This window comes from Sorangium sp. So ce302 (assembly GCF_051530145.1).
GTDB lineage: Bacteria > Myxococcota_A > Polyangia > Polyangiales > Polyangiaceae > Sorangium > Sorangium cellulosum_B.
The window spans coordinates 3885556-3906438 of record NZ_CP150326.1 but is presented as its reverse complement, the minus strand read 5'-3'; the positions used below and the strand labels follow the sequence as shown (position 1 = coordinate 3906438).

The following is a 20883-nucleotide window of genomic DNA, read 5'->3' as shown; positions in this document are numbered from 1 at the left end:
CTCCTTTCAATTCCCGGAGAGGTTGAGATCGATCCGGCCGGCGGGCGCGCCGGCCGGTTGCGGCTGTTGGTGGAGCGCCGCGCGCGGAAGCCGGACGACGAACGTCGTTCCGCGCTCCGCGGCGCTCTCGACGTCGATCGTCCCGCGGTACATCGCGACGAGGCGGGAGACGAAGCTGAGCCCCAGGCCCACGCCGGTCGTCGGCTTCGTCGAGAAGAACGGCTGGAAGATCTTCGAGAGGTCGTCGGACGAGATCCCGTCGGCGTTATCGCTGATGGTGAGGACCTGGAGCTCCCCCTCGTCGACCGTCTCGACCCGCATCCGCCGGCCGCGGCCGTCGCCGACCAGGAGCAGCGCGTCGCGCGCGTTCAGGACGATGTTGCTCACGATGGAGTCGAAGTGCGACTCGTACCCGACGACCGCCGAGCCGCCCCGGAGATCGAGCTCGACCGACACGCCCTGACGCGCGAACTCGTCGCGGTGCCGCGCCGCGACGGACTCGATGACGCGGCGGAGGCTCACGACCTCGTTGCCGGCGAGCGCGACGCCGAGCTTCGAGTACTCCAGGATCCTGTTCGTGACGCTCAGCGCGCGCTCCGTGCAGTCGCCCACCATCCGGAGCACGCTGTCGAGCGTCTCCTCGGCCTCCTCGATGTCGCCCAGATGGGCGATGGCCGCCTTGATCTTGCCCTCCGGGATATCGCCCTTGAGCAAGTCGAACAGCTCGCCGAGCCGGGCCGCGTTCTTCGCGCACAGCGTCTCGCCGCCCTGGGTCACCGACTCGAGCACCATGGCGGCCCCCGAGAGGGCGTTGCGCATCTCGTGCGCGAAGCCGCCCGCCATCTGGTTCTCGACCGCCTCCCGCTCCAGGCGGACGATCGTCGCGTGGGCCTGCTCGAGCTCCGCCGTGCGCTCGCGGACCTTCTGCTCCACGCCCGTGTAGAGCTTCGCGTTCTCGATGGAGATCGCCATCTGCGAGGACAGCATCGAGAGGAGCTCCAGCCGCTCCTGGGTGAACGTCCCCGCCGCCGTGTTGTTCTCGAGGTAGATGGCCCCGTAAAGGCCGTTATGGTGGGTGATGGGCGTGCACAGGACCGACCTCGGGCAGCGCTGAGCGACGTAGTCGTCGCGCTGGAACTGCCGATCTGTCGATGCGTCGGAGAGGACGACGCACTGTCCCGTGCGCGCGACGTACTGCACGATCGCGGCCCAGAGGAGCGGGCGTTCGTGCGCCGCGGCCTGGTCGAGCGGCAGCCCCGGGAAGCGCGGTTCGTCGCGGCCGTCCGTCCAGTCGACCTCGGCCTCGATCCGCAGGCCGTCGCTGTCCCGGAGGACGAGGCAGCCGCGCTGGGCGCCGGCGTTCTCCATGGCGACCGACATGAGCTTGGCGAGGAGCCTGTCGAGCACGATCTCCCCGGAGATCGCCTGCGCCGCCTTCAGGACCGTCCTGAGGTCGAGGCGTGATGCGCCGAGCGAGGTCGTCGTGACGAACGTCCGTGAGGGCGCGATCTCCGAGGATCGCGGAGGGTGCGCCTCGCGCGCGGCGAGCTGTGGATACCGCTCCTCCAGGTCCTGCGCCTTGCGGACGGCGCCCCAGAGGTCGTAGTGGTAACTCGCGTCCGCGAGGTACACGCGCGCGAGCTTCTCTTTCCCCTGCGCGAGCCAGAACCGCCCCGCCAGCTCGCAGGCCACCGCGGCCTCGTTCACATAGTCGTGCTCCGAGGCGGACGCGATGGCGCGGTCGTACAGGTCCAGCGCCTCGGCCGCGCGGCCGTCGATCCGCGCGAGCTCGGCCTCCACGAGCAGGTACCGGTGCAGGAAGTTGCTGGCGCACGTCCCGGACAGCGCCTTGAGCTTCGCCTGGTTCTCCGACAGCTTCGCGCGGTAGCGCGCCTTGTCCTCCGGCGAGGCCGCCGGGTAGAGCGCGGTCATGGCGAGGGAGTAATAGAAGGTGTGCAGCGGCGTGAACACCTTGCCCGTGCTCGCGCCGAGGGTCGGCTCCGTCTCGGCGGCGTGCTTGTAGGCGAGCTCGTATTCGCCGAACACGAAATAGAGCATGGCCTGCGCCGTATGGATATAATTGACGGTGTTGAAGTTCTTCGTCGCGTAGAGGCCGGGGAGCGCCTGCTCGGCGTCGAAGAACTCTCCCTTGATCTTCGCCGCGTGCTCGGACCTGCCGGTGAGGTTCCGGATGGCCTGCCGCCACACGCTGAGCTGGTTGATGACCTGCTCCTGCTTGAACCTGAACACCTCCTCGATGTGCCTGTCGAACATCGCCTCGAGGTCGAGGAGGTTCTGCCCGGAGACGGCGCCGCAGACGAAGGCGTTGATCAGGCAGTACGCGGCGCTCTCGGCGTCGCCGTTCTCGGCGTAGCTCAGGTACCCTTCGAGGAGCGGCGACTGGCTCTCGCGGGCCGGACGGTAGAAGTGCCGGGAGAGCCCGTAATAGAAGTTGTAGACGCTCGCCTTGTAGAACGGCTCGTCCCGGCGCCGGTGCACCGCGATCGAAAGCTCACCGAACCGGGATCCCGTCGCGATGTCGCCCACGCCGGCGTTGACGAGCACGCTGAACGCCGCGAACGCATACGAGGAGAGCGGCGACTCGCCGTGATCCATCGTCAGGTCGAGCGCGCGGCAGATGAAGAGCCCGAGCATCTCCGGCGCGGCGAAATACGACGCATGGATCGCGCGCCGGAGGATCACGAGCGCGGCTTGCTTCGGGGCCTCCGTCATCGGGGCGAGCCGGCCGAGGCGCTCGAGGCCGATCTCGGCGACCTGCCCCGTCGTCTTCGTGTAGGCGTCGAGGAAATCCTGCATGCCGGGGCTCGCCGGGAACGTCTCGCCGAGCTGCGCGAGCGCCTCCACGGCGATGTCCACGGCCTTCCGGAACTCCGCCTGGGTGTGGTGATAGAGGATCAGGAGCTCGTAGAGCTTGCTCCTGTTCATGACGTCGTAGATCTCGCACAGGGCGGCGTCGACGAGCTCCTTCATCGCGCCCCAGTCGGCGTTCATGCACGCCGCCTCGGCCGCGCCGACGTGGAGCGCGCTCATCAGCGCAGGATCGCTCTGCCAGGCGCTCGCGGGCAGCAGCGAGAGGCCTCGGGCGAAGTAGCCGCGCGCCGCGTCGAAGGCGGCGGAGAGCAGCGCGCGCCGGCCCGCGAGGAGGTTTAGCTCCGCGAGGCGCCGCTGCTCCGCGGCGTCGCTCAGCAGGTCGGCGCCGCGGTTCAGGTGGTAGACGACGTCGAAGACCTTCTCCTCGGGGGCGCGCCCGCCCAGGCTCTGCAGGAGCAGCCGGCCGATGTCGGCGTGGAGGCCGCTGCGCTCGCCGTCCTCGATCATGGCGTACGCGGCCTGCTGGACCCGATCGTGGAGGAACCTGTAGTCCGGGAAGACGAGCGGCGCGGCGAGATCGTCGGGCGCCGCGGGCTCCATCGGGGAGAGAGGGACGATGAGGCCCTCCTGCAGCGCGGGCGCGAGGTGCCGGTAGGCATCGGCGCGGGTCTCCTCGCGGATGACCGCGAGCCTGCCCAGGTCGAAGCGGTTGCCGAGGCAGGACGCCGACATGAGCGCTCGCTGCGTGTCCGCGGGGAGCTCCCGCAGCTTGCCGATCATCAGATCGACGACGTTGTCCGTGATGTTCCTGGACTCGATGTGCTCGACGTCCCACGTCCACGCCGCGAGCCCGGCGTCGTACCGCAAACACCCGGTGTGGTGCAGCGTGCGGAGGAACTCGTTGACGAAGAACGGGTTGCCGCCCGTCTTCCGCGTGACCAGCGCGGCGAGCGGCATGACCGCCGCGGCGTCCGCGCGCAGCGCGTCGGCGAGCATCCGGCAGACCATCTCGGCGCCGAGCGGCCCCGGGGAGATCTCGCGCACCCGGCCGACCGCCCCTTCCCGTCGCAGCGCGGCGATCGCGGCCGAGAGCGGGTGCGCGGCCCCCACCTCGTTGTCGCGGTAGGCGCCGATCACGAGCAGGCCGCGCAGCTTCGCGTCGGTCATCAAGAGCTCGATGACCCTGAGGGACGCCGCGTCGGCCCACTGCAGGTCGTCGAGGAAGATGGCCAGCGGGCGCTCGGCGTCGCAGAACACGCGGACGAAGTTCTGGAGGACGCGCACGAAGCGGTTCTGGGACTCGGCGGGCCCCAGCGCCTGGACGGCCGGCTGGTCGCCCACGATGCGCTCGATCTCCGGGATCACGTCGACGAGGACCTGCCCGTTCGCCCCGAGCGCGGCCTTGATCTTCGAGCGCCAGAGCGCGAACTGCGCCTCGGGCTCGGCGACGATCTGCCGCACCAGGTCGCGGAACGCGCTGGTGATCGCGGTGTACGGGGTGCTTCGCTGGAGCTGGTCGTACTTGCCCGCGACGAAGTACCCGCGCGCCTCGGTGATGGGCTTGTACAGCTCGTGCGCCAGCGCGGACTTGCCGATCCCCGAGTACCCGGCGATGAGCATCAGCTCGGCGCCGCCCCGCGCCGCGCGCTCGAACGCCTCGAGCAGCGCCTGCACCTCGCGCTCGCGCCCGTAGAGCTGCTGCGGGATGCGGAGCTCGCCGGAGGCGTCGGCGCGGCCCAGCGGGAACGGGGCGATCTCGCCCGTGGCCGCGAGGCGCCGCTCGCACTCCTCCAGGTCGTGAAGGAGGCCCGCCGCGCTCTGGTAACGGCCCTCGGCCGCCTTCGCCATGAGCTTCATCACGAGGTCCGACAGGACCTCCGGCACGCCCGGACAGCGCGCGCGCGGCGGGGCGGGATCGCGCGCGACGTGGCAGTGAACGAGCTCCATGGCGTCCGTCGCGCTGAAGGGAGGCGCGCCCGTGAGGAGCTCGTAGAAGGTGGCGCCGAGCGAGTAGAAATCGGTGCGATGGTCGAGGGACCGGTTCATGCGGCCGGTCTGCTCGGGAGAGATGTAGGCGAGCGTCCCCTCGAGCACCGCGGGGCTCTTGATCGAGAGCTCTTCCCGTGAAAGCCGCGTCGAGATGCCAAAGTCGATGATCTTGGCAACACCCGTCTCGCGGTTGACTACGATATTGGACGGATTGATATCCTTGTGTATAATTCCGCTTTCGTGGACTTCGCGAAGGGCGCGCGTGATCTGGATCGCAAGCCGGACGAAGTCCGCGGCGTCGAGCGGGCGGCGCTGGAGGTGGTGGAGGTGGTGCGCCAGCGAGCGGCCGCCGAAATCCTCGAGGACGAGGAGGAGCCCGTTCTCGTGCCTGCACAGGTCGAGCGCCCGGACGACGCCCGGCGCATCCAGGTTGCTGAGCACCGCGTATTCATGCCGGTAGCGCGTGAGCTCCGTCTGGCTGGGATAGTCCGAGCGCAGCAGCTTGAGGATCACGGCGCGCCCGTCTCCGGCGCGCTGGCCCCGGTAGACGCGCGAGCTGCCGCTCTCGTAGATCTTGTCGGTCGCTTGATACCCCGAGATCGTCAGCATCACTCCCCTTGACGTCGGACGTGCTCTGGCGCTGTCAGGCGCGGTCCACAGCCCACGGCGTGGCATGCCCCCGCCACGAATGTGTCCTGGATGGTACCACGAAGCCGCTTCGCGGCTGGACGAATCTCGCCGCACGGCGTGGGTGGATATCCGCCGTTGATACCTGTTCTGGTTCAAGGTGCCACCTTGGGAGCCGGGCCTGCGAGGTCTCCGGACAGGCAGCAGGGAACAGAGGGTGATGGCCCGCACGGAGCCGAGATGCTGCCCGACCGCTAGCTCCGTGAGCGTCGTGACGCCGTCGTCGAGTCCCTGGCGCTCGCCCTCTTCACGAAAGCGCCCGGCGTGAGCCCGACGAGCTCCCGGAAGTCGGCGATGAGGTGCGCCTGGTCGTAATAGCCCGCGTCTCTCGCGATGCGCGCCCAGTCCTTCGAGGTCGCTGCCATCCGCACGGCCCGCTGCAGGCGAACGGTGCGCGCGAAATCCTTCGGCGAGACGCCGACGCTCTCGGTGAAGGCACGGCGGAGATGCCGCGCCGTGACGCCCAGCCGCTCCGCCACGCTCTCCACCCGAACCTCGCCTCCTTCGAGCAAGCGAACCGCGCGGCGCGCGAGCCGCGCCGATGCCGATTCGAACGTCTGGCGGGCACGAAGCGCGATGGCGCAAGACACTCGGTCGAGGAGCTCCGGCAGGCTGCGCGCCGCGAGCAGCTCGTCGCAGAGATCGCCGCCCGGGCGGCCCCAGATGTCTTCCAGCGGGACGATCCGATCCGTCAGCACGTTCGCGGCCACGCCGAGGAGCGGCGCCGACCAGCCTGGCTTGAGCTGGATGCTGATCGCCCGCGCCACGCCGCCGGCGTTCTTGAACAGCGCGCGCGTGCGCGGCCCCGCGACGCACACGTCGCCTCTCCGGCCTTCCTCGAGCACGCGGAAGACGAGCATCGTTCGTCCGTCGGGCAGCCGTTCATGACGTGTGTGCCCACCCACCGGCAGGAGCGAGTGAACGCCCTCGACGAAGCGCGAGAGCGAGAACGTCGCCGCGGTGTCCGTCGTGTGCAGCACCGTCGCAGTGTCGCGCGCCGGCTGCGAGCGTTCAAGCCGACGCGGAGCGAGCGCTCCGGAAATGTCCGGTTCGTCCAATTAGAGAGCGGTGGCGGGAGCTACCAAGGCGATGAGCGGGCCGAGCCCCCGAAAGGAACTCCACATCATGAGCCAACCGACTCCCGCAGCGAACGCCTCCAGCGCCCCCGCGCAGGTCTTCTCGATCCACCCCGTCGTGCTGCCCGCTCCCGGCCGCCCCGTCGATCTCCAGGTGCGCGTCTCCGCGCCCGTGACCGGAAGCGAGCTGCCCATCCTGCTGCTCTCGCACGGCCACGGCCCCTCCAACTTCGTCTCGTCGCTCCACGGCTACGCCCCGCTCGCCAACTACTTCGCGGCGCACGGCTTCGTCGTGATCCAGCCCACGCATCTCGACTCGAAGACGCTGCCCTTCAGAGGTTCGGACCACCCCGATGCGCCTCTCTTCTGGCGCGCGCGCGCCGAGGACATGAGCCGCATCCTTGGCCAGCTCGACGCGATCGAGCGCGCCGTCCCTGCGATCGCCGGGCGTGTGGATCGAAGCAAGGTGGCCGTCCTCGGCCACTCGATGGGCGGGCACACCGCGAGCGTGCTGCTCGGCGCGCGCCACGTGGATCCCCACGACGGAAGCGAGGTGAGCGTCGCCGAGCCGCGGATCAAGGCGGGCGTGCTGCTCGCCGCGCCCGGCCGAGGCGACGCCCTCAGCAAGTACGCAGCAGAGAACTACCCATTCTTCGCGAACATCGATTTTTCCACCATGACGACGCCCGCGCTCGTGGTCGCCGGCGACAAAGACGGCTCTCCCCACCTGACGACCGCAGGCGCCGCCTGGCACGCTGATCCCTACTTCCTCTCCCCAGGCCCCAAGTCGCTGCTCATGCTGGTCGACGCAGGGCACGGGCTGGGGGGCGTGGCGGGCTACGACCTCGCCGAGACCACCGACGAGAACCCCGAGCGCGTGGCCTCCGTCCAGCTGCTCACTCGGGCCTACCTCCGCACCGCGCTCTACCCCGGAGACCCCGCCTGGCAGGACGCACGAAGCGCGCTGGCGGGCGCTGCCAAGCCGCTCGGACGAGTCGAGTCCAAGTCGTGATGATCGAGCGCTCGCGGACGAGGCCTGCCGAGCACCTGGCAGGCGAGTGAGGCGTACGAAAGTACCCCGCAGCGAGCCGAACGACGCGGCGGAGCTCGCAGCGCACGAAGATGCGCCCCGCGTTCACCCCGTGAGCGCGTCGAAAGCCGCGAGCAGCGGCGCGGCCCTCTCGCGGTCGATCATCTGCACATAGGCGATCCTGCCGCGCAGGTGCGCCTCGAAGTCCGGCACGCCCCGGCGGTTCTGGGCGGCGAGGCCGGTCTTCTTCGCCGCGTGGAGGATCGCGCGCAGGCGGCGCACCTCCTCGCGCGGCGCCGAGGGCTTGTCGTTGACCACGACGCCCGTCACCACCTGACGACCGCCGGCGCGCTGGATACGACCCTTCGCCGGATTGATGGCGAAGCCCTCCTCCTCGACGATGTGGCGGACGCGGGCGAGCAGCATTGCAATATCGCCGCGCTTGCCCGGGGGCGCCGAGAAGGTGAGGTCGTCCGCGTACCGCGTGTAGGTGAAGCCCGCGCGGGCGCACATGCCGGCGAGGCGGCGATCGAGCTTCCGCGCGACCTGGTTCGAGATCGCCGGGCTCGTGCACGCGCCCTGCGGCAGCGCGCGATCGCCGACCGCGACCCAGTAGCGCTGCCCGTCGTACTCGACAGGCCGCCGCGGCGGCTCGGTGCAGAGCAGGGCGAGGAGCGTGGCCACCGCCGGGGAGTAGCCGAGCCGATGGAAGACGCCGCGCACCCGCGGGAACGTGATGGTCGGGAAGAAATCGGACAGGTCGAGGTTCACGACCACGTCGCGGCGCGTGTGCGGGCTCGCGTTGGTGACCGTGGAGCGGCCCTTCACGAAGCCGTGCGCGGGCGCCTCGACGGGCAGCTTCTCCAGGATCTCGCGCAGGATCCACGCCTGCGCCGCGGCCAGGGATGCGTGGGGCGCCGCGAGCTGCCTCGTCCCGCCCGAGCGCTTCGGGACGTCGAAGTACACGTAGTGAGGGCGCTCGACGGCCTCGCCGTGAAAGCAGAGCCAGCGCAGGCGCGGGACGGCGACGCCGAGGGCCGCGGCCAGGTCGGCCGGGGTGGACAGCACGGGCAGCCCGCGCTGGGCGAGCGACTCGACGTGCGAGCGCCGGTCCGCGAGGCCCGCCGAGACGTCGGGGCCCACGAAAATGATGTCCTCGGCCCGGCGGCGCGCAACGGCCTCGGCGCGCTGGCGCTTGCGCTCGGCGCTCTGGCGCCGCTTCTCCTCCTTGCGGGCGAGCTTCTCGCGCTTGAGCCGCTCGATCGCCTCGTCGGCCGAGCGCGCCGCGACGGTGCCGGCGAGCGCCGCGGCGTCCTTGTGCCTGAGCCAGAGATCGCCGATGCGGTGGATCTCGGCGAGCTGCGCCTCGGTGAGCAGGCCGCGCAGGACGAGGCCCCGATCGATGAGGGCGGTGCGCTCGTCGCTCTGCGGCGGGATCGTGTCCACGCGGCCGATCCACGCCGTCATGCTCGGGTTGATCTTGAGCGCGCGCCTGCGCAGCTCGTCCGCGGAGAGGCCGAGGATCCCGCCGGCGTCGTAGGGGTCCGCGGGGCGCGGCTTCGCGCCCGCCGCCGCGTCGCGGGGCTGCCCCGCGCGGGCGGCCGGCTTCGCCGCCCGGGCCACCTGGACCTGCGCAGGCGCGGCCCCGGCGCCTCCGCTGCCCGCCAGCTCGGCCTCGGTCCCGTCCGGCGCTCGCTCCCCCTGCTCGGCCCCGCCAAGGCCGAGCATCGACTTCAGCTTGTCCCAGAAGCCCATTCGACAGTTCCTCTGGACAGCACCCGGTCCAGCCCTCCAAGGAAGCCCGCCCGCCCGACTACTTGCTCGTGACCACGCCCGATCACCCAGGCGCCGGGCAGCTGTGCGGTTCCAGGACCGCAGGTCCCTCTGAGTGGAACCGCACAGCTGCTAAAGGCGCCCAAAGAACATCGGGGGTGGGGATGCATGGAAGAACAACCTCCACCGCGGCGGAGCGCCGCAGCATGTTGGGCTCGAGCGGACGGACCTCCTTGCAGGGCTGGACTCTCGGATCTTGGGTGAACCTCACTTCGTCGATCGCCTGGCGACGAGCCACGCGAGGCCCACCACCGCGGCGGGGCTCGCCTTGAACTGGTCAGCGACACGCCGGATCTCGGCCAGCACGTCCGCGTGGACCGGGAGCGTCCTGACGACCGGCGCGCGGAGCTCGCGCGCGCGGAGCGCCCGCTCCGCCTCCGGACCGCCGAGCGCGAGGGCCTCGACCCAGGAGCGGCAGCCCTGGATGCGCTCGAACGCGAGATCCCACGACCCCTCGACGACCTCCGCGAGCCCCGCTCGCTGGGCCGCCGCGGCGCGCTCGATCTCGGCGAGGAGCTCCGCGGGGAACGGCACGGCCTCGCCTCGCGGGGCGGCCGTCGTCGCCCGCGGGCCGCGCGCGCCGGCCTCCGCCTGCTGCGACGGCTCTGGAGACGGCAGCGAGGGCGCCGCGTCACCGCGGCCGGACAGGTGGAGCTTGACCGCGAGCAGGTGCCGGCACGGGCCCGCGCGCAGCCGGTTCTTGTAGAAGTACGAGCAGCTGCACTTCGCCTTCTTGATCGCGCCGTCGGTGTCGAGGAGCAGCTCGCAGCTCGTCGCCTTGGCCCTGGCCATGACGACGCGGCGGCCGCCGGAGAGGGTCTCTTCCCGAGCGATCTCCACCCCGCCCCGCGCGATGCGCCGGCCCTCCGCGAGCTCCGGGGGCTCGGGGCCGAGCAGCGCGTCGGAGAGGGCGACCGGCATCACCGGGCGGCAGCGATAACACTCCGCGGCGTGGTCGTAAACCACCTGCCCCTGCTTCGCGGCGAGGTGCAGCGCGCCGCGGAGCGCGCCGTCCGGCGCGCCCATCGACACGGCGAGCTCGCCGTAGGACGCGCGCCGGACCATCTCGAGGTGGCGCGCGACGCGGTCCGCCAGCTGCACGTCCGGGGTGACGGCGTCCGCCATGACGTCGAGGTGAGAGCCCGAGGTCCAGTCGTTCGCCGTCCAGCCCGAGAGCGCGAGGGTGAAGCGCATCTCGCCCATGAAGACGATCCACAGGCTCGGCAGCCCGGAGCCGAGCAGCCGCACCTCGATGCGATCGGCGAGCGGCAGGAGCCGCGCGAGCACCGAGAGGCGGCGCCTCCCCCACACCTTGATCTCCTCGGTCGCCTCCGCCGCCGGCGCGCCGCTCGGCGCTCCGGAGCGGTACGGGCCGAGCCCACCCGCGCCCGCCGCGGGCCCCACGGCCACGGGGATGTCGTCGCAGGTGACGCCGCGGCACGGGATGGAGACGCCCCAGGGGTCGAGCACCAGGATCGGCGCCTTGCCCGGCGTGAGCTGGAAGCGCAGGCTGCGCGGGCCGGTGCGCTCGCGGTGCCGATCGAGGTGCGCGAGCAGCGAGTAGACCGCCTCCACGGGGACGTCGACCCTCCGGCACGGCAGGCACATCGCCGCCTGGAGCTGGCCGAAGCCGCGCAGCCACGAGGGCGGGAGATCGATCTTCTCCTCGCGGTAGTCGCCGCGGCCCTCCACGGCGACCTCGAAGCCGGTCGGATCGACGAGGAGCCGCGTCGGCCGGTAGCTGCGGAGCGTCTGGAAGTGTTCGTAGAGCGCGAGCGAGTAGTCGACGTTCGTCGTGCCGAGGCCGGCGTCCTGCGCGCCCCGGAAGGCGTCGCGATCGACCGAGAGGCAGCCGTAGCTCGACTCGTCCTTGGAGAAGCACTCGAAGAAGACGACATCGGGCGCGACGGTCACGACCGGATCGCAGGGGACGAGGTGGCGGAAGAGCTGCGGATCGCTCCGCGCGAGCTCGCTCGCCCAGCGGACGCGCGCGCCCCAGTAGAGCTTGTGCATCTTCCGGAAGTCGGCCTCGAGGTTCGGCGGCAGCGGCGCGCTTCCGAAGCGCGCGAGCTCGGCCTTCATGGCCTCGCCGTGGAGCTCTCTTCGGAGCCGGGCCTCGCGCTCGGCCTCCTGCTGCTTCCACGCCTCGTGGGCGGAGCGATCCTTCGGCAGGCGCCGCAGGTCGCCCACGACGACGTCGTGGAGCGCGCTGATCGCCTCGCGGAAGCGCGCCGGCCGCGCGAGCTCGCCGTCGAAGAAGACCCTGGGGCGCGCGAGGTTGGGCGCGAAGCTGAGGGCGGCGCCGCCGCCGAGCTCCTTGACGCCGCTCGTGCCGAGGTAGCGGAGATCGAAGCTCACGCCGCGTCCTCCCCCTCGAACAGCCGGAGCTCCGGGAGCCTGCGCGCGATGGCGTCGCGCAGCGCGGGGGCGCGGAACGCGGCGCGGGCGAGGGCGCCGAGGGCGGCGCGCCGCTCGGGCGCGCGCACGCTGCGGAGCGCGACGCCGAGCAGCGGCAGGAGCGCGTCGGCCTCGCCGGGCCGGGCGACCACGCGGTCCGCGATCTGCCGGACGACCGCGCGCTTGTCGCGCGCGCCGCCGTGGACGGCGAGCAGCGCCGCCGCCCAGACGTGCCGCAGCGCCTCGGGCGAGAAGGCCGCCTTGCGCGCTGCGAGGTGCCGGATCAGGAACGCGCGGGCATCGGCGTGGGGCGTCTCGGCCAGGGCGGCCCACAGGCCGGTGTCGTCGCGGAAGCGGGCGTCGGCCTCGAAGAGCTCGAGCGCGCGGGCGCGGACGTCCTCGTGGCGGGAGTCCAGGAGATCGCGCACGTGCTCGGCCCGGCTGTGGGGTGAGCGCCCGAGCACCTCGACGAGCCACGCGACCGCCTCCTCCCGGACCCGGGGGGCGACCGCGGTCGCGAGGCGCGCGAGGGTGTCGAGATCCGCGGCGGTCTCGACGGGCTTCGTCCTCGCCCAGCGGAGGCCGAGCTCCGCGACCGGCGCGGCGCGCGCGCAGGCGAGGGCCACGCACTCGGCGAGCGAGAGCCGCGCCGGCGAGACGTGCTCGACCACCGCCTCGCAGATGAAGGCGAGCGCCGCGGCGTTCTCGGTCTGGAGCAGCGAGAGCCAGTCCGCGATCGGCAGGCTCCCGAGGCCCGGGATCTGCCGGAGCAGGCCGGCGGCGAGGGTCTGCACCTCGTCGTGCGGGCTCTCGAGGAGCGCGCGCACGCGGGCGAGCGGCAGGCCGCGGAGCTCGGCGGCGTAGCCGCGCTCGAGCAGCCCCACGGCGAACGCCCGGACGGTGCGGCTCCTCGCGGCCGTGACCAGGCCGAGCACCTCGTCGAAGGCGCCCTGCCACGCCTCGGGGTAGATCGGCGCGGGCTCGAGCTCGGCGAGGGCGGCGCCCTCCGCGAGGCGCACGCCGCGCGGGAGGCGCTCGAGGGCGGGCGAGCCCCAGTAGAGCGCGTGGAGCAGCCCCCAGGCGTCGAGCAGCCGCTCGGGCCTGTCGAGGTGCTCGTCGCGGTAGAGCGCGAGCGCGGCGCGGATCGCGCGGCCGTAGCGGGCGGCGTCGCGCCGGCCGAGCCGCCGGAAGTAGCGGAACGCGCGGCGCCGCAGGTAGTGGCGCGTCCGCATCGAGAAGCGCGGCGACGCGACGTCGCCCTGCGGGAGGCTGACCGGCACGCCGGTGTCGCTGACAAGGCAGGGCTCGTCGCTGGAGGTCCTTGTCACCCAGTCGTAGCGGGTCACCTTGACGAGCTTGCGGCGGACGAGGCGATCGAAGGCGACCATGAAGCGGCCGACGATCTCGTCGTCTCCCGCCTGCTCGGCGAGCTTGTAGAGGACCTTGACGAGGCCGCGGTGGTGCGGCCGGTCGCAGCCGTCGTCGATGTAGCGGAGCAGCGCGCGGCGCGCGAACGGGCGCCCGTCCGCGTACCAGCGCGGGGCGAGCGCCTTCAGCTTCCGGCCCGCCTCCGAGGTGAGCACCTCGTCCACGAACCGGTCGTCGCCGGCCTCGAAGTGCTCGTCGAGGAGGAGCGTCGACGCTGTCTGGGATCGAGCGGCGCTCATGCGCGGCAGGATGCTACGGAACCGGCGCGGAGCCGGTCAAGGGCGGCGCCGCCGCGCCGCGCGTCGCGCGAGGGGGGGTCACGCGGCGCGCGGCGCGGACGGCGCCCTCGGTGTCCCCTTACAACCGGCGCTCAGCGCACTCGCCGCGCGACACGACCGACACGCCCGCCGCGTGCGCGAAGCACTCGTTGGGGTACGTCTTGTCGTCGCAGCCGCAGACCGGGTCGTACTGCTCCGTGCACGCCTCCGGGATGGTCTCGCAGGTGCCCGTCTGATCGGCCGCGCCGCACATGGCCTCGATGCTGTAGTTGCAGAACTCGCCCTTGTCGCACGCGAAGCCCGCGATGCCGCCGCAGATCGTCCCGGGAGCAGGCGCGCACTCGCCCTTCGACGCGACCGACACGCCCGCCGAGGCGGCGGCGCAGGCGTTGCCGTACGTCTGGCCGTCGCAGCCGCAGACCGGGTTGTACTCGAACGTGCACGCCTCCGGGATGGGCGTGCAGGTCCCCGGCCCGTCCCACGCGCCGCACTCGACCTCGGGCGGGAAATTGCAGAACTCGCCCTTCTCGCACGTCCAGCCGCCGCGGGTGCCGCACGCCTTGCCTTCCGAAGGCGGCGCGCACTCGCCCTCCGACGCGACCGAGACGCCCGCCGCGTTCGCCGTGCACGCGTTGCCGTACGTGTTCCCGTCACAGCCGCAGACGGGGTCGTACTCCCTGGTGCACCCGCCCGGCGTGGGCAGGCAGGTGCCCGTCATGTCGCCCGCGCCGCACTGGGCGTCCGGCGCGAAGTCGCAGAACTCACCCTCCTTGCAGGAGAGGCCGAGGAGGCCGCCGCAGATGTCGCCCGGAGGAGGCGCGCACTGGCCGATCGACGACACCGACGTGCCCGCCGCGTTCGCCATGCACTCGTTGCTGTACGTGTTGCCGTCACAGCCGCAGACCTCCCTGAGCTCCTTCGTGCACACCTCGGGGATGGGCTGGCAGGTGCCCGTCTGATCGGCCGCGCCGCACATGGCGTCGAGCTCGTAGTCGCAGAAGAGGCCCTTCTTGCAGGAGAGGCCGAGGAGGCCGCCGCAGGCCTTGCCCTGCCCGCCGCCGCCCCTCACCTCCTCCGAGTTGGACGCGGTGTCGTCGTCGGCGATCTCCACCTGACAGCCCACGGCGAGCGGGAGCATCGACAGCGCGAGCCAGAGAAAGGATCCGATACGGCTGCTCTTGATACGATTCTGGACGTTCATGGGTTCCTCCAAAAGAGCCCCGCCGTCACCGGCGAGGCGATAGACATCCACGAGCCCCTCCCCTCCAGGGGAAGGGCGCCTCGCGCCGCGCGCAGTACGGCGAGCGCGGCGCGCGAGTTCGATGTTCGTCTCCCCGACCGCTCAGTCGGGGAGCGTCAGTGTCAGGACGCGGCGCCCGGGCTCGGGCGCCGTGACCTCGAGGAAGAGCACGTCCTCGCGCTCGACCCCTTCACCGTCCGCGCGCACCGTGACGACGGCGGACTCGCCCGCCGGCACCACGAACGCCTCCGCCGGGCTGACCCCGAACGGCCCCGCGCCGCGGCGCAAGCGCGGCGCGCCGATGGACACGTCCTCGGCGCACGTGTTGCCGACGACAACGTCGCTCTCGCCGGCCTCGAGCGAGACCCACGAAGCGGGCTCGATCGTGAGGCAAGGCAGGTGCGCCAGCATCGTCTGCGTCGCGCTGATGGGCTCCCCCGTGAGCTGCAGATCCACCGGCTCCGACCGGCGCTCGCCCTGCTTCACCTGGATCCGCAGGACCTGATCCGTCGACGCGTCCACCGCGGCCACGAAGCTGCCGTCGCGGCTGATCTCCGCGATGACGGGCGCGTCCGCGCTGTCGAGGTTCGTCACCACGACCACGCCCTCCGCCGGCTCGACCGCGCCAGGCTCGCCCTTGAGGAAGACCTGTTGCCGCAAGACCTGGGGGTCGCCCGACACGCCGACGAGCCCTGTGTCCAGGATCGGCTCGTGGACCGGCGGGCTCGGCTGCGGGCTCACGACACAGCCGCCAACGAGCGCTCCGAGGAGCGTCGCGACGCGCGCGCCCCGCCGTCCTCGGTGTCCGTATGTCGTCCGCATCGCCATGCCGGCCATTAGAGCAAACCTGGTGCCGAATGAAAAAGGACGGAAATCGTCGTGAAATGCGAGGCACAAGTGTCTCATCGATTGTCTCACTGTCTCAGATGGCACATTCATGAGACACTATGCGGGTGAGCCAAGCCGAAGGGACCCTGCTCGCCCGCCGCTACCGCCTGATCCGTCCCCTGGGGCGGGGGGGCCTGGCCACGGCGTGGCTCGCGCGCGACGAGGCGCTCGGGCGGGACCTGTGCCTCAAGCTGCTCGGCCACGCGCGCACGGCGGAGCGGGCGGCGTTCCGCGGCGAGTTCAGGATGCTGGCGGGGCTCTTCCATCCGCACCTCGTCCGGGTCCTCGACTTCGGCATGCTCCGGGAGACCGGCGAGCCGCGCTTCTACTTCACGTCGGAGGCGGTGCTGGGCGCGCCGCTCGACGAGTACGTGACAGGCCGGCGCTTCGAGGAGGCGCGGGCCGCGATCGTGGACGTGCTCGACGCGCTGCGGTTCCTCCACCGCGCGCGCATCCGCCACGGCGACGTGAAGCCGGCCAACATCCTCGTCGGGGCCTCGGGGCGCGCGGTCCTGATCGACCTGTCCTGCGCGGCGCGGCTCGGGGGGAGGCCCGACGACGGCGTCTCCGGCACCCGGGGCTACCTGGCGCCCGAGGTGATCCGCGGCGAGCCGGCCGACGGGCGCGCGGACCTGTTCTCGCTCGGCCGCACGCTCGAGGCGATCGCGCCGCTGCTCGCGGAGCCGCTGCCGGAGGCGATCGGCGCGCTCGTCGAGCGGCTCGTGCGGTCCGAGCCGCGCGACCGCCCGGCCGACGCGGGCGAGGTGCTCGACTGGGTGGGCGCCGCGCCGCGCGCCGTGGCCCCGCCGCCGCCGGAGCCGCCCCACCTCGTCGGGCGCGATGCGGAGATGCGCGCGGTCGCCGAGGCGCTCGCCGCGCTCGAGCGAGGCGAGCGCGGCCCGCGCGTCTGCGTGATCGCCGGGGAGCCGGGCTGCGGGAAGAGCCGCCTCCTGCGCGAGGCGACGTGGAGCGCCGAGCTCCGGATGGAGGCCGTGGAGGGCTTCGCCAGGGCCAGCGCGCCGGTGGCCTCGATGCTGCGCCGCGCGACCGGCGAGGAGGCGCTCCCCGCCGGCGCGCTGGGCGCCCTGCGCGCGCACGAGCGCCTGACGCGGGCGCGGGGAGGCCACGCGGGGGCGGGGGCCGGGCCGCTGGTGCTCGTGCTCGACGACGCCGACGAGGTGAGCGGGGCGGACCGGGAGATGCTCGAGGCGCTCGCCCGCCTGCTCGGCCCCGAGGATCCGGTCCTGCTCCTCGCCGCCGAGCGCGTCCCGCACGGCGGCGGCCGGGCGCCGCTCGCCGCGGTGGCCGCCGAGGCGGGGCGGAGCGCGCGCGAGGTCGCGCTGCCGCCGCTCGGGCGCGAGGCGGTGCAGCGCTGGATGGACGACATCGGCCTGGGCGACGCGACGGAGGTCGTGCTGCGCGCGAGCGCGGGGTGGCCCGCCGATCTCGTGGTGATCGCGGGGCGGCTGGCCGAGAGCGGGGACGTGGCCGGGCTCGACGCGACGACGCCCGGGGCGAGCGCGCGCTACGCGCTGCGGCTGCGGGGCCTCGGGCGGCCGCTGCGGGACGCGGTGGCGACGCTGGCCGTGCAGGGGGGCGCGGTCGCCGACGAGGAGCTGCCGCCGCTCGGGCTCCCGGTCGCGCACCTGGCCGAGCTCGCCGCCCGCGGCGTCGTCGCGCGCACCGCAGGGGGGTGGACGCTGACGCGCGCCGGGCCGATCGCCGCCCTCCTCTGCGCCCTCGGCGGCGAGGCGGTGCGCGCGGCGCACGCGCGGGCGGCCGCCGCCCTGCCGGCGCACGCCGAGCAGCGGGTGCTGCACCTCGCGCTGTCGGGCGACGCGGCGGCCGCCGAGCGCCTGTTCCTCGAGCGCCGCGCGGAGCGCGAGGCGGATCCGAGGCCGTGGGGCGCGACAGCGGAGGCGCTGCTCGAGGTGGCGACGTCGGCGGAGGCCCGGCTCGAGATCGCGTCCACCCTCCAGCGCGTCGGCCGCGCGGCGCGGGCGCGCGAGGTGCTGGAGCACCTGCTCGCGAGCGACGAGGCCGGAGAGCTCGGCGCGCGGCGCGCGCAGGCCCTCGTCCGGCTCGGCGCGTGCCTGCTGGAGCTGGGCGACCCCACGGCGGCGCTCGCGCGGCTCGACGAGGCCGAGCGGAGCGAGCAGGCCGGCGGGGAGGGCTCGGCGTCATCGTCCACGCCGCGCGAGCGCGCGGGGCTCGCCGATCTGGCGAGCCGGGCGCTGCTGCGGCTCGGATCCCACGCGGAGGCGCGGGCCCGCGCCGAGCCGGCGCTCGCGTGGTGCGACGAGCCGGAGGTGCTGGCGAGCCTCCACGAGGACGTCGGCGTCGCGGCGAGCTACCTCGGGGAGCGCCGGCTCGCGGGGCTGCACCTCGGGCTCGCCGCCGGGCTGCACCGCGATCGGCGGGCGCCGAGGGCGCTGGTGCGGGCGCTGTCGTACCAGGCGATCGACGCCTTCCGGGCCGGGGAGGTCGAGGCGGCGCTCGTCGGGTACCGGCAGGCGCTGGCGACGGCGGAGGAGCACGGGCTCGGCGACCTGGTGGCGCGCTGCAGCCTCAACGTGGGTACGGCGTGCCACCAGTCGGGCGAGCTCGGGGAAGCGCTCGCCGCCTACGAGCGCGGGGCGCGGCTCGCCTCCGCCCTGGGCCAGGCGGACCTGGTCCTCGTCCTCGATTTCGATCTGGCGAAGCTCTGGGCGGACGTGGGGGCGTTCGAGCGGGCCGCCCGCGTGGCCTCCCGGGTGGAGGCGGAGGCCGCGCGGCGGGGCGCGCCGTTCTTCGCGGCGGCGGCGGCCTCGGTCCTCGGGGACTGCGCGCTCGCGGGCGGCGACGCCGAGGAGGCGGCGCGCTGCTTCGAGCGATCGCGGCGCGGCTTCGAGGCGCAGGGGGCGCAGCGGGAGGTGGTGGAGGAGGAGCTGGAGCTCTGCCGGGCCCACCTCGCGCGGGGCGCGGTGGGAGACGCGCGGGCCGCGCTGGGCCGGGCGCGGGCGCACGGCGCCGCCCGGGAGGCGCCCGACCTCGGAGCGCGCGCGGCGCTGCTGGAGGGGCGGCTCGCGCTGCTCGACGGCGAGGGCGACGGCAACCTCGGTCAGGTCGGTTCCGACCAGGGCGGTTTCAGCCGTCAGCCCAACCTCGGTCAGGGCGCCCCCAACCTCGGTCAGCCCAACCTCGGTCAGGGTGAGCTCAACCTCGGTCAGCCCAACCTCGGTCAGGGCGCCCCCAACCTCGGTCAGCCCAACCTCGGTCAGGACCTCACCGCCGCCCGGGAGCGCCTCGAGCGCGCCTTGGGCCTCGCCGAGCGCGCGGCGCAGCCCGACCTCGCCGCGGACGTCCGCCTGGCGCTGGCCGAAGCCCACGAGCTCGCAGGCGAGCCGGAGGCCGCCGCGGCGCAGCGGGAGCGCGCGGCCGCCGCCTGGACCGCCATGGCGCGCTCGCTGCCGGAGGCGCTGCAGCACGCCTTCTGGACCCACCCCCGGCGCCGCGCGGCGCAGCCGGCGCGCACACCCGCGGCGGCCGAGGCCGCGGCGCCGCCGGCGGCGGAGCGCACGGCCAAGCTCGAGCGGCTCCTCGCGGTGTTCCGCAGGCTCAACTCCTCCGTCGAGATCGCCGACATCCTCGCGATGGCCATGGACGCCGCGATCGACCTCACGGCCGCGGAGCGCGGGTTCCTGCTGATCGAGCAGCCGGGCGGCGAGCTGCGCGTCGCGGTCGCGCGCAACGTCGACCGGGAGAAGGTCGGCAGGAGCCACCTCAAGTTCAGCTACGGCATCGCCGAGCGCGCGATCGCGACGCAGGAGCCCGTGGTCACCGTGGACGCCCAGGAGGACCCGCGCTTCCACGAGCACGCGTCGGTGCACGCGATGCGGCTCAGGTCCGTGATCGCCGTGCCGATCCGCTCGCCGGACGGCGTGCTCGGCGCGCTCTACCTCGACAACCGCTTCCGGCGCGCGCGGTTCGCGCCGGAGGACGTCGACCTGCTCCTCGCCTTCGCCGACCAGGTCGCGCTCGCGCTGCGCAACGCGCGGCTCGTCGACGACCTGCGCCGCCGCACCGTGGAGCTCGAGGCCGAGCGGCGCCGCGTCGAGGAGCTCCTGCGCGGCCAGGCCGCGGAGATCGACCGGCTTCAGGAGCAGGTGCTCGTCCGCCAGCAGGCCCTGGAGCACCGCTACGATTACGGCGCCATCGTGGGGCGCGGCCCCGCGCTCCGCGCGGTGTTCGCGACGCTCGACCGCGTGGTCGACGCGCCGGTCAACGTGCTCGTGACGGGCGAGAGCGGCACCGGCAAGGAGCTCGTCGCGCGCGCCATCCACTTCGCCGGCCCGCGGAAGAGCGGCCCGTTCATGGGGATCAACTGCGCCGCGCTCCCCGCCGCGCTGCTCGAGTCGGAGCTCTTCGGGCACGTCCGCGGCGCGTTCACGGGGGCCGACCGGGACCGGACCGGCCTCGTGGTCGCGGCGCGCGGCGGCACGCTCTTCCTCGACGAGCTGGGCGAGATGCCGCTCGAGGTGCAGGCGAAGCTGCTCCGGGTGCTCCAGGAGCGGGAGGTGCGCCCGGTGGGCAGCGCCGAGGCCGTGCGCGTGGACTTCCGCCTCGTCTGCGCGACGAACCGCGATCTCCTGGCCGAGGCCGCGCGCGGGCGCTTCCGGGAGGACCTCTACTACCGCGTCGCTGTGGTCCAGATCCGGCTGCCGGCGCTGCGCGATCGCCTGGAGGACCTGCCAGAGCTCGCGCTCCACTTCGTGCGCCGCGCCGCCGAGCAGCTGGGCCGCCCGGCGCCGCAGCTGTCCCACGAGGCGCTGCGGCGGCTCGGCCAGCACGGCTGGCCCGGCAACGTGCGCGAGCTGGAGAACGTGATCACGAAGGCGGTCGTGCTGTGCGACGGCCGCAGGATCGGCCCCGACGACGTGGACCTGCCCCGCGCGCAGGAAGGCGGCGGCCGCGGCGCGCCGCAACCGCCGCGCGACGAGCGCGCCGCGCTGCTCGCCGCGCTCGAGCGGACCGGCTGGAACGCGCTCCAGGCCGCGCGCGAGGCGGGCATGTCGAGGGCGACGTTCTACCGGAAGCTGCGGCGGCTCGGAATCGAACGGCCGATCGAGCCGCCCATCCCACGCACGACCGAACGGCCGAAAGGCTCCCGCGACGACTGAGCCCTTCCTCCAGCGCCCCGAGCGCGAGCGCGGGCCCGATCGGACG

Annotated in this window: 9 protein-coding genes; 2 read left to right on the top strand and 7 right to left on the bottom strand. The window is 73.3% G+C overall.

Features of this window, described 5'->3' with window-relative positions:
- Nucleotides 1-6: 6 nt before the first annotated feature.
- Both WME73_RS14915 and WME73_RS14910 read right to left on the bottom strand, forming a co-directional pair.
- Nucleotides 7-5430 carry a trifunctional serine/threonine-protein kinase/ATP-binding protein/sensor histidine kinase gene (locus WME73_RS14915; RefSeq protein WP_437916100.1) on the bottom strand — a complete coding sequence of 1808 codons (5424 nt, stop codon included), beginning with the start codon at nucleotides 5428-5430 and terminating at the stop codon, nucleotides 7-9.
- 272 nt (nucleotides 5431-5702) lie between these two features.
- Nucleotides 5703-6488, bottom strand: coding sequence for a helix-turn-helix domain-containing protein (locus tag WME73_RS14910; protein ID WP_437916099.1), 786 nt, complete (start codon nucleotides 6486-6488; stop codon nucleotides 5703-5705).
- A 145-nt stretch (nucleotides 6489-6633) separates the two neighbouring features.
- Here WME73_RS14910 and WME73_RS14905 point away from each other — a divergent pair, with 145 nt between their 5' ends.
- A complete protein-coding gene (locus WME73_RS14905) occupies nucleotides 6634-7596 on the top strand; it encodes an alpha/beta hydrolase family protein (RefSeq protein ID WP_437746110.1) in 963 nt (320 codons plus the stop codon).
- 123 nt (nucleotides 7597-7719) lie between these two features.
- Here WME73_RS14905 and WME73_RS14900 read toward each other — a convergent pair whose 3' ends face one another.
- The 5 genes from WME73_RS14900 to WME73_RS14880 form a co-directional block, all read right to left on the bottom strand.
- Nucleotides 7720-9369, bottom strand: a complete 1650-nt coding sequence (locus tag WME73_RS14900) for a reverse transcriptase family protein (RefSeq protein WP_437916098.1) — start codon at nucleotides 9367-9369, stop codon at nucleotides 7720-7722.
- 285 nt (nucleotides 9370-9654) lie between these two features.
- The gene (locus WME73_RS14895; RefSeq protein ID WP_437746108.1) at nucleotides 9655-11805 is read right to left on the bottom strand and encodes an SWIM zinc finger family protein; all 2151 of its coding nucleotides are present in this window, start codon (nucleotides 11803-11805) and stop codon (nucleotides 9655-9657) included.
- Complete coding sequence (locus WME73_RS14890) at nucleotides 11802-13511, bottom strand: hypothetical protein (RefSeq protein WP_437916097.1); 1710 nt, start codon at nucleotides 13509-13511, stop codon at nucleotides 11802-11804. The genes WME73_RS14895 and WME73_RS14890 overlap by 4 nt, the downstream gene beginning before the upstream one ends.
- 118 nt (nucleotides 13512-13629) lie before the next feature.
- The gene (locus WME73_RS14885; RefSeq protein WP_437746106.1) at nucleotides 13630-14751 is read right to left on the bottom strand and encodes a Kazal-type serine protease inhibitor domain-containing protein; all 1122 of its coding nucleotides are present in this window, start codon (nucleotides 14749-14751) and stop codon (nucleotides 13630-13632) included.
- A 141-nt stretch (nucleotides 14752-14892) separates the two neighbouring features.
- Nucleotides 14893-15531 carry a hypothetical protein gene (locus tag WME73_RS14880; RefSeq protein ID WP_437746105.1) on the bottom strand — a complete coding sequence of 213 codons (639 nt, stop codon included), beginning with the start codon at nucleotides 15529-15531 and terminating at the stop codon, nucleotides 14893-14895.
- 212 nt (nucleotides 15532-15743) lie between these two features.
- Between WME73_RS14880 and WME73_RS14875 the strand changes: the two genes are divergently transcribed.
- Nucleotides 15744-20837 carry a sigma 54-interacting transcriptional regulator gene (locus WME73_RS14875; protein ID WP_437916096.1) on the top strand — a complete coding sequence of 1698 codons (5094 nt, stop codon included), beginning with the start codon at nucleotides 15744-15746 and terminating at the stop codon, nucleotides 20835-20837.
- Nucleotides 20838-20883: the final 46 nt, after the last annotated feature.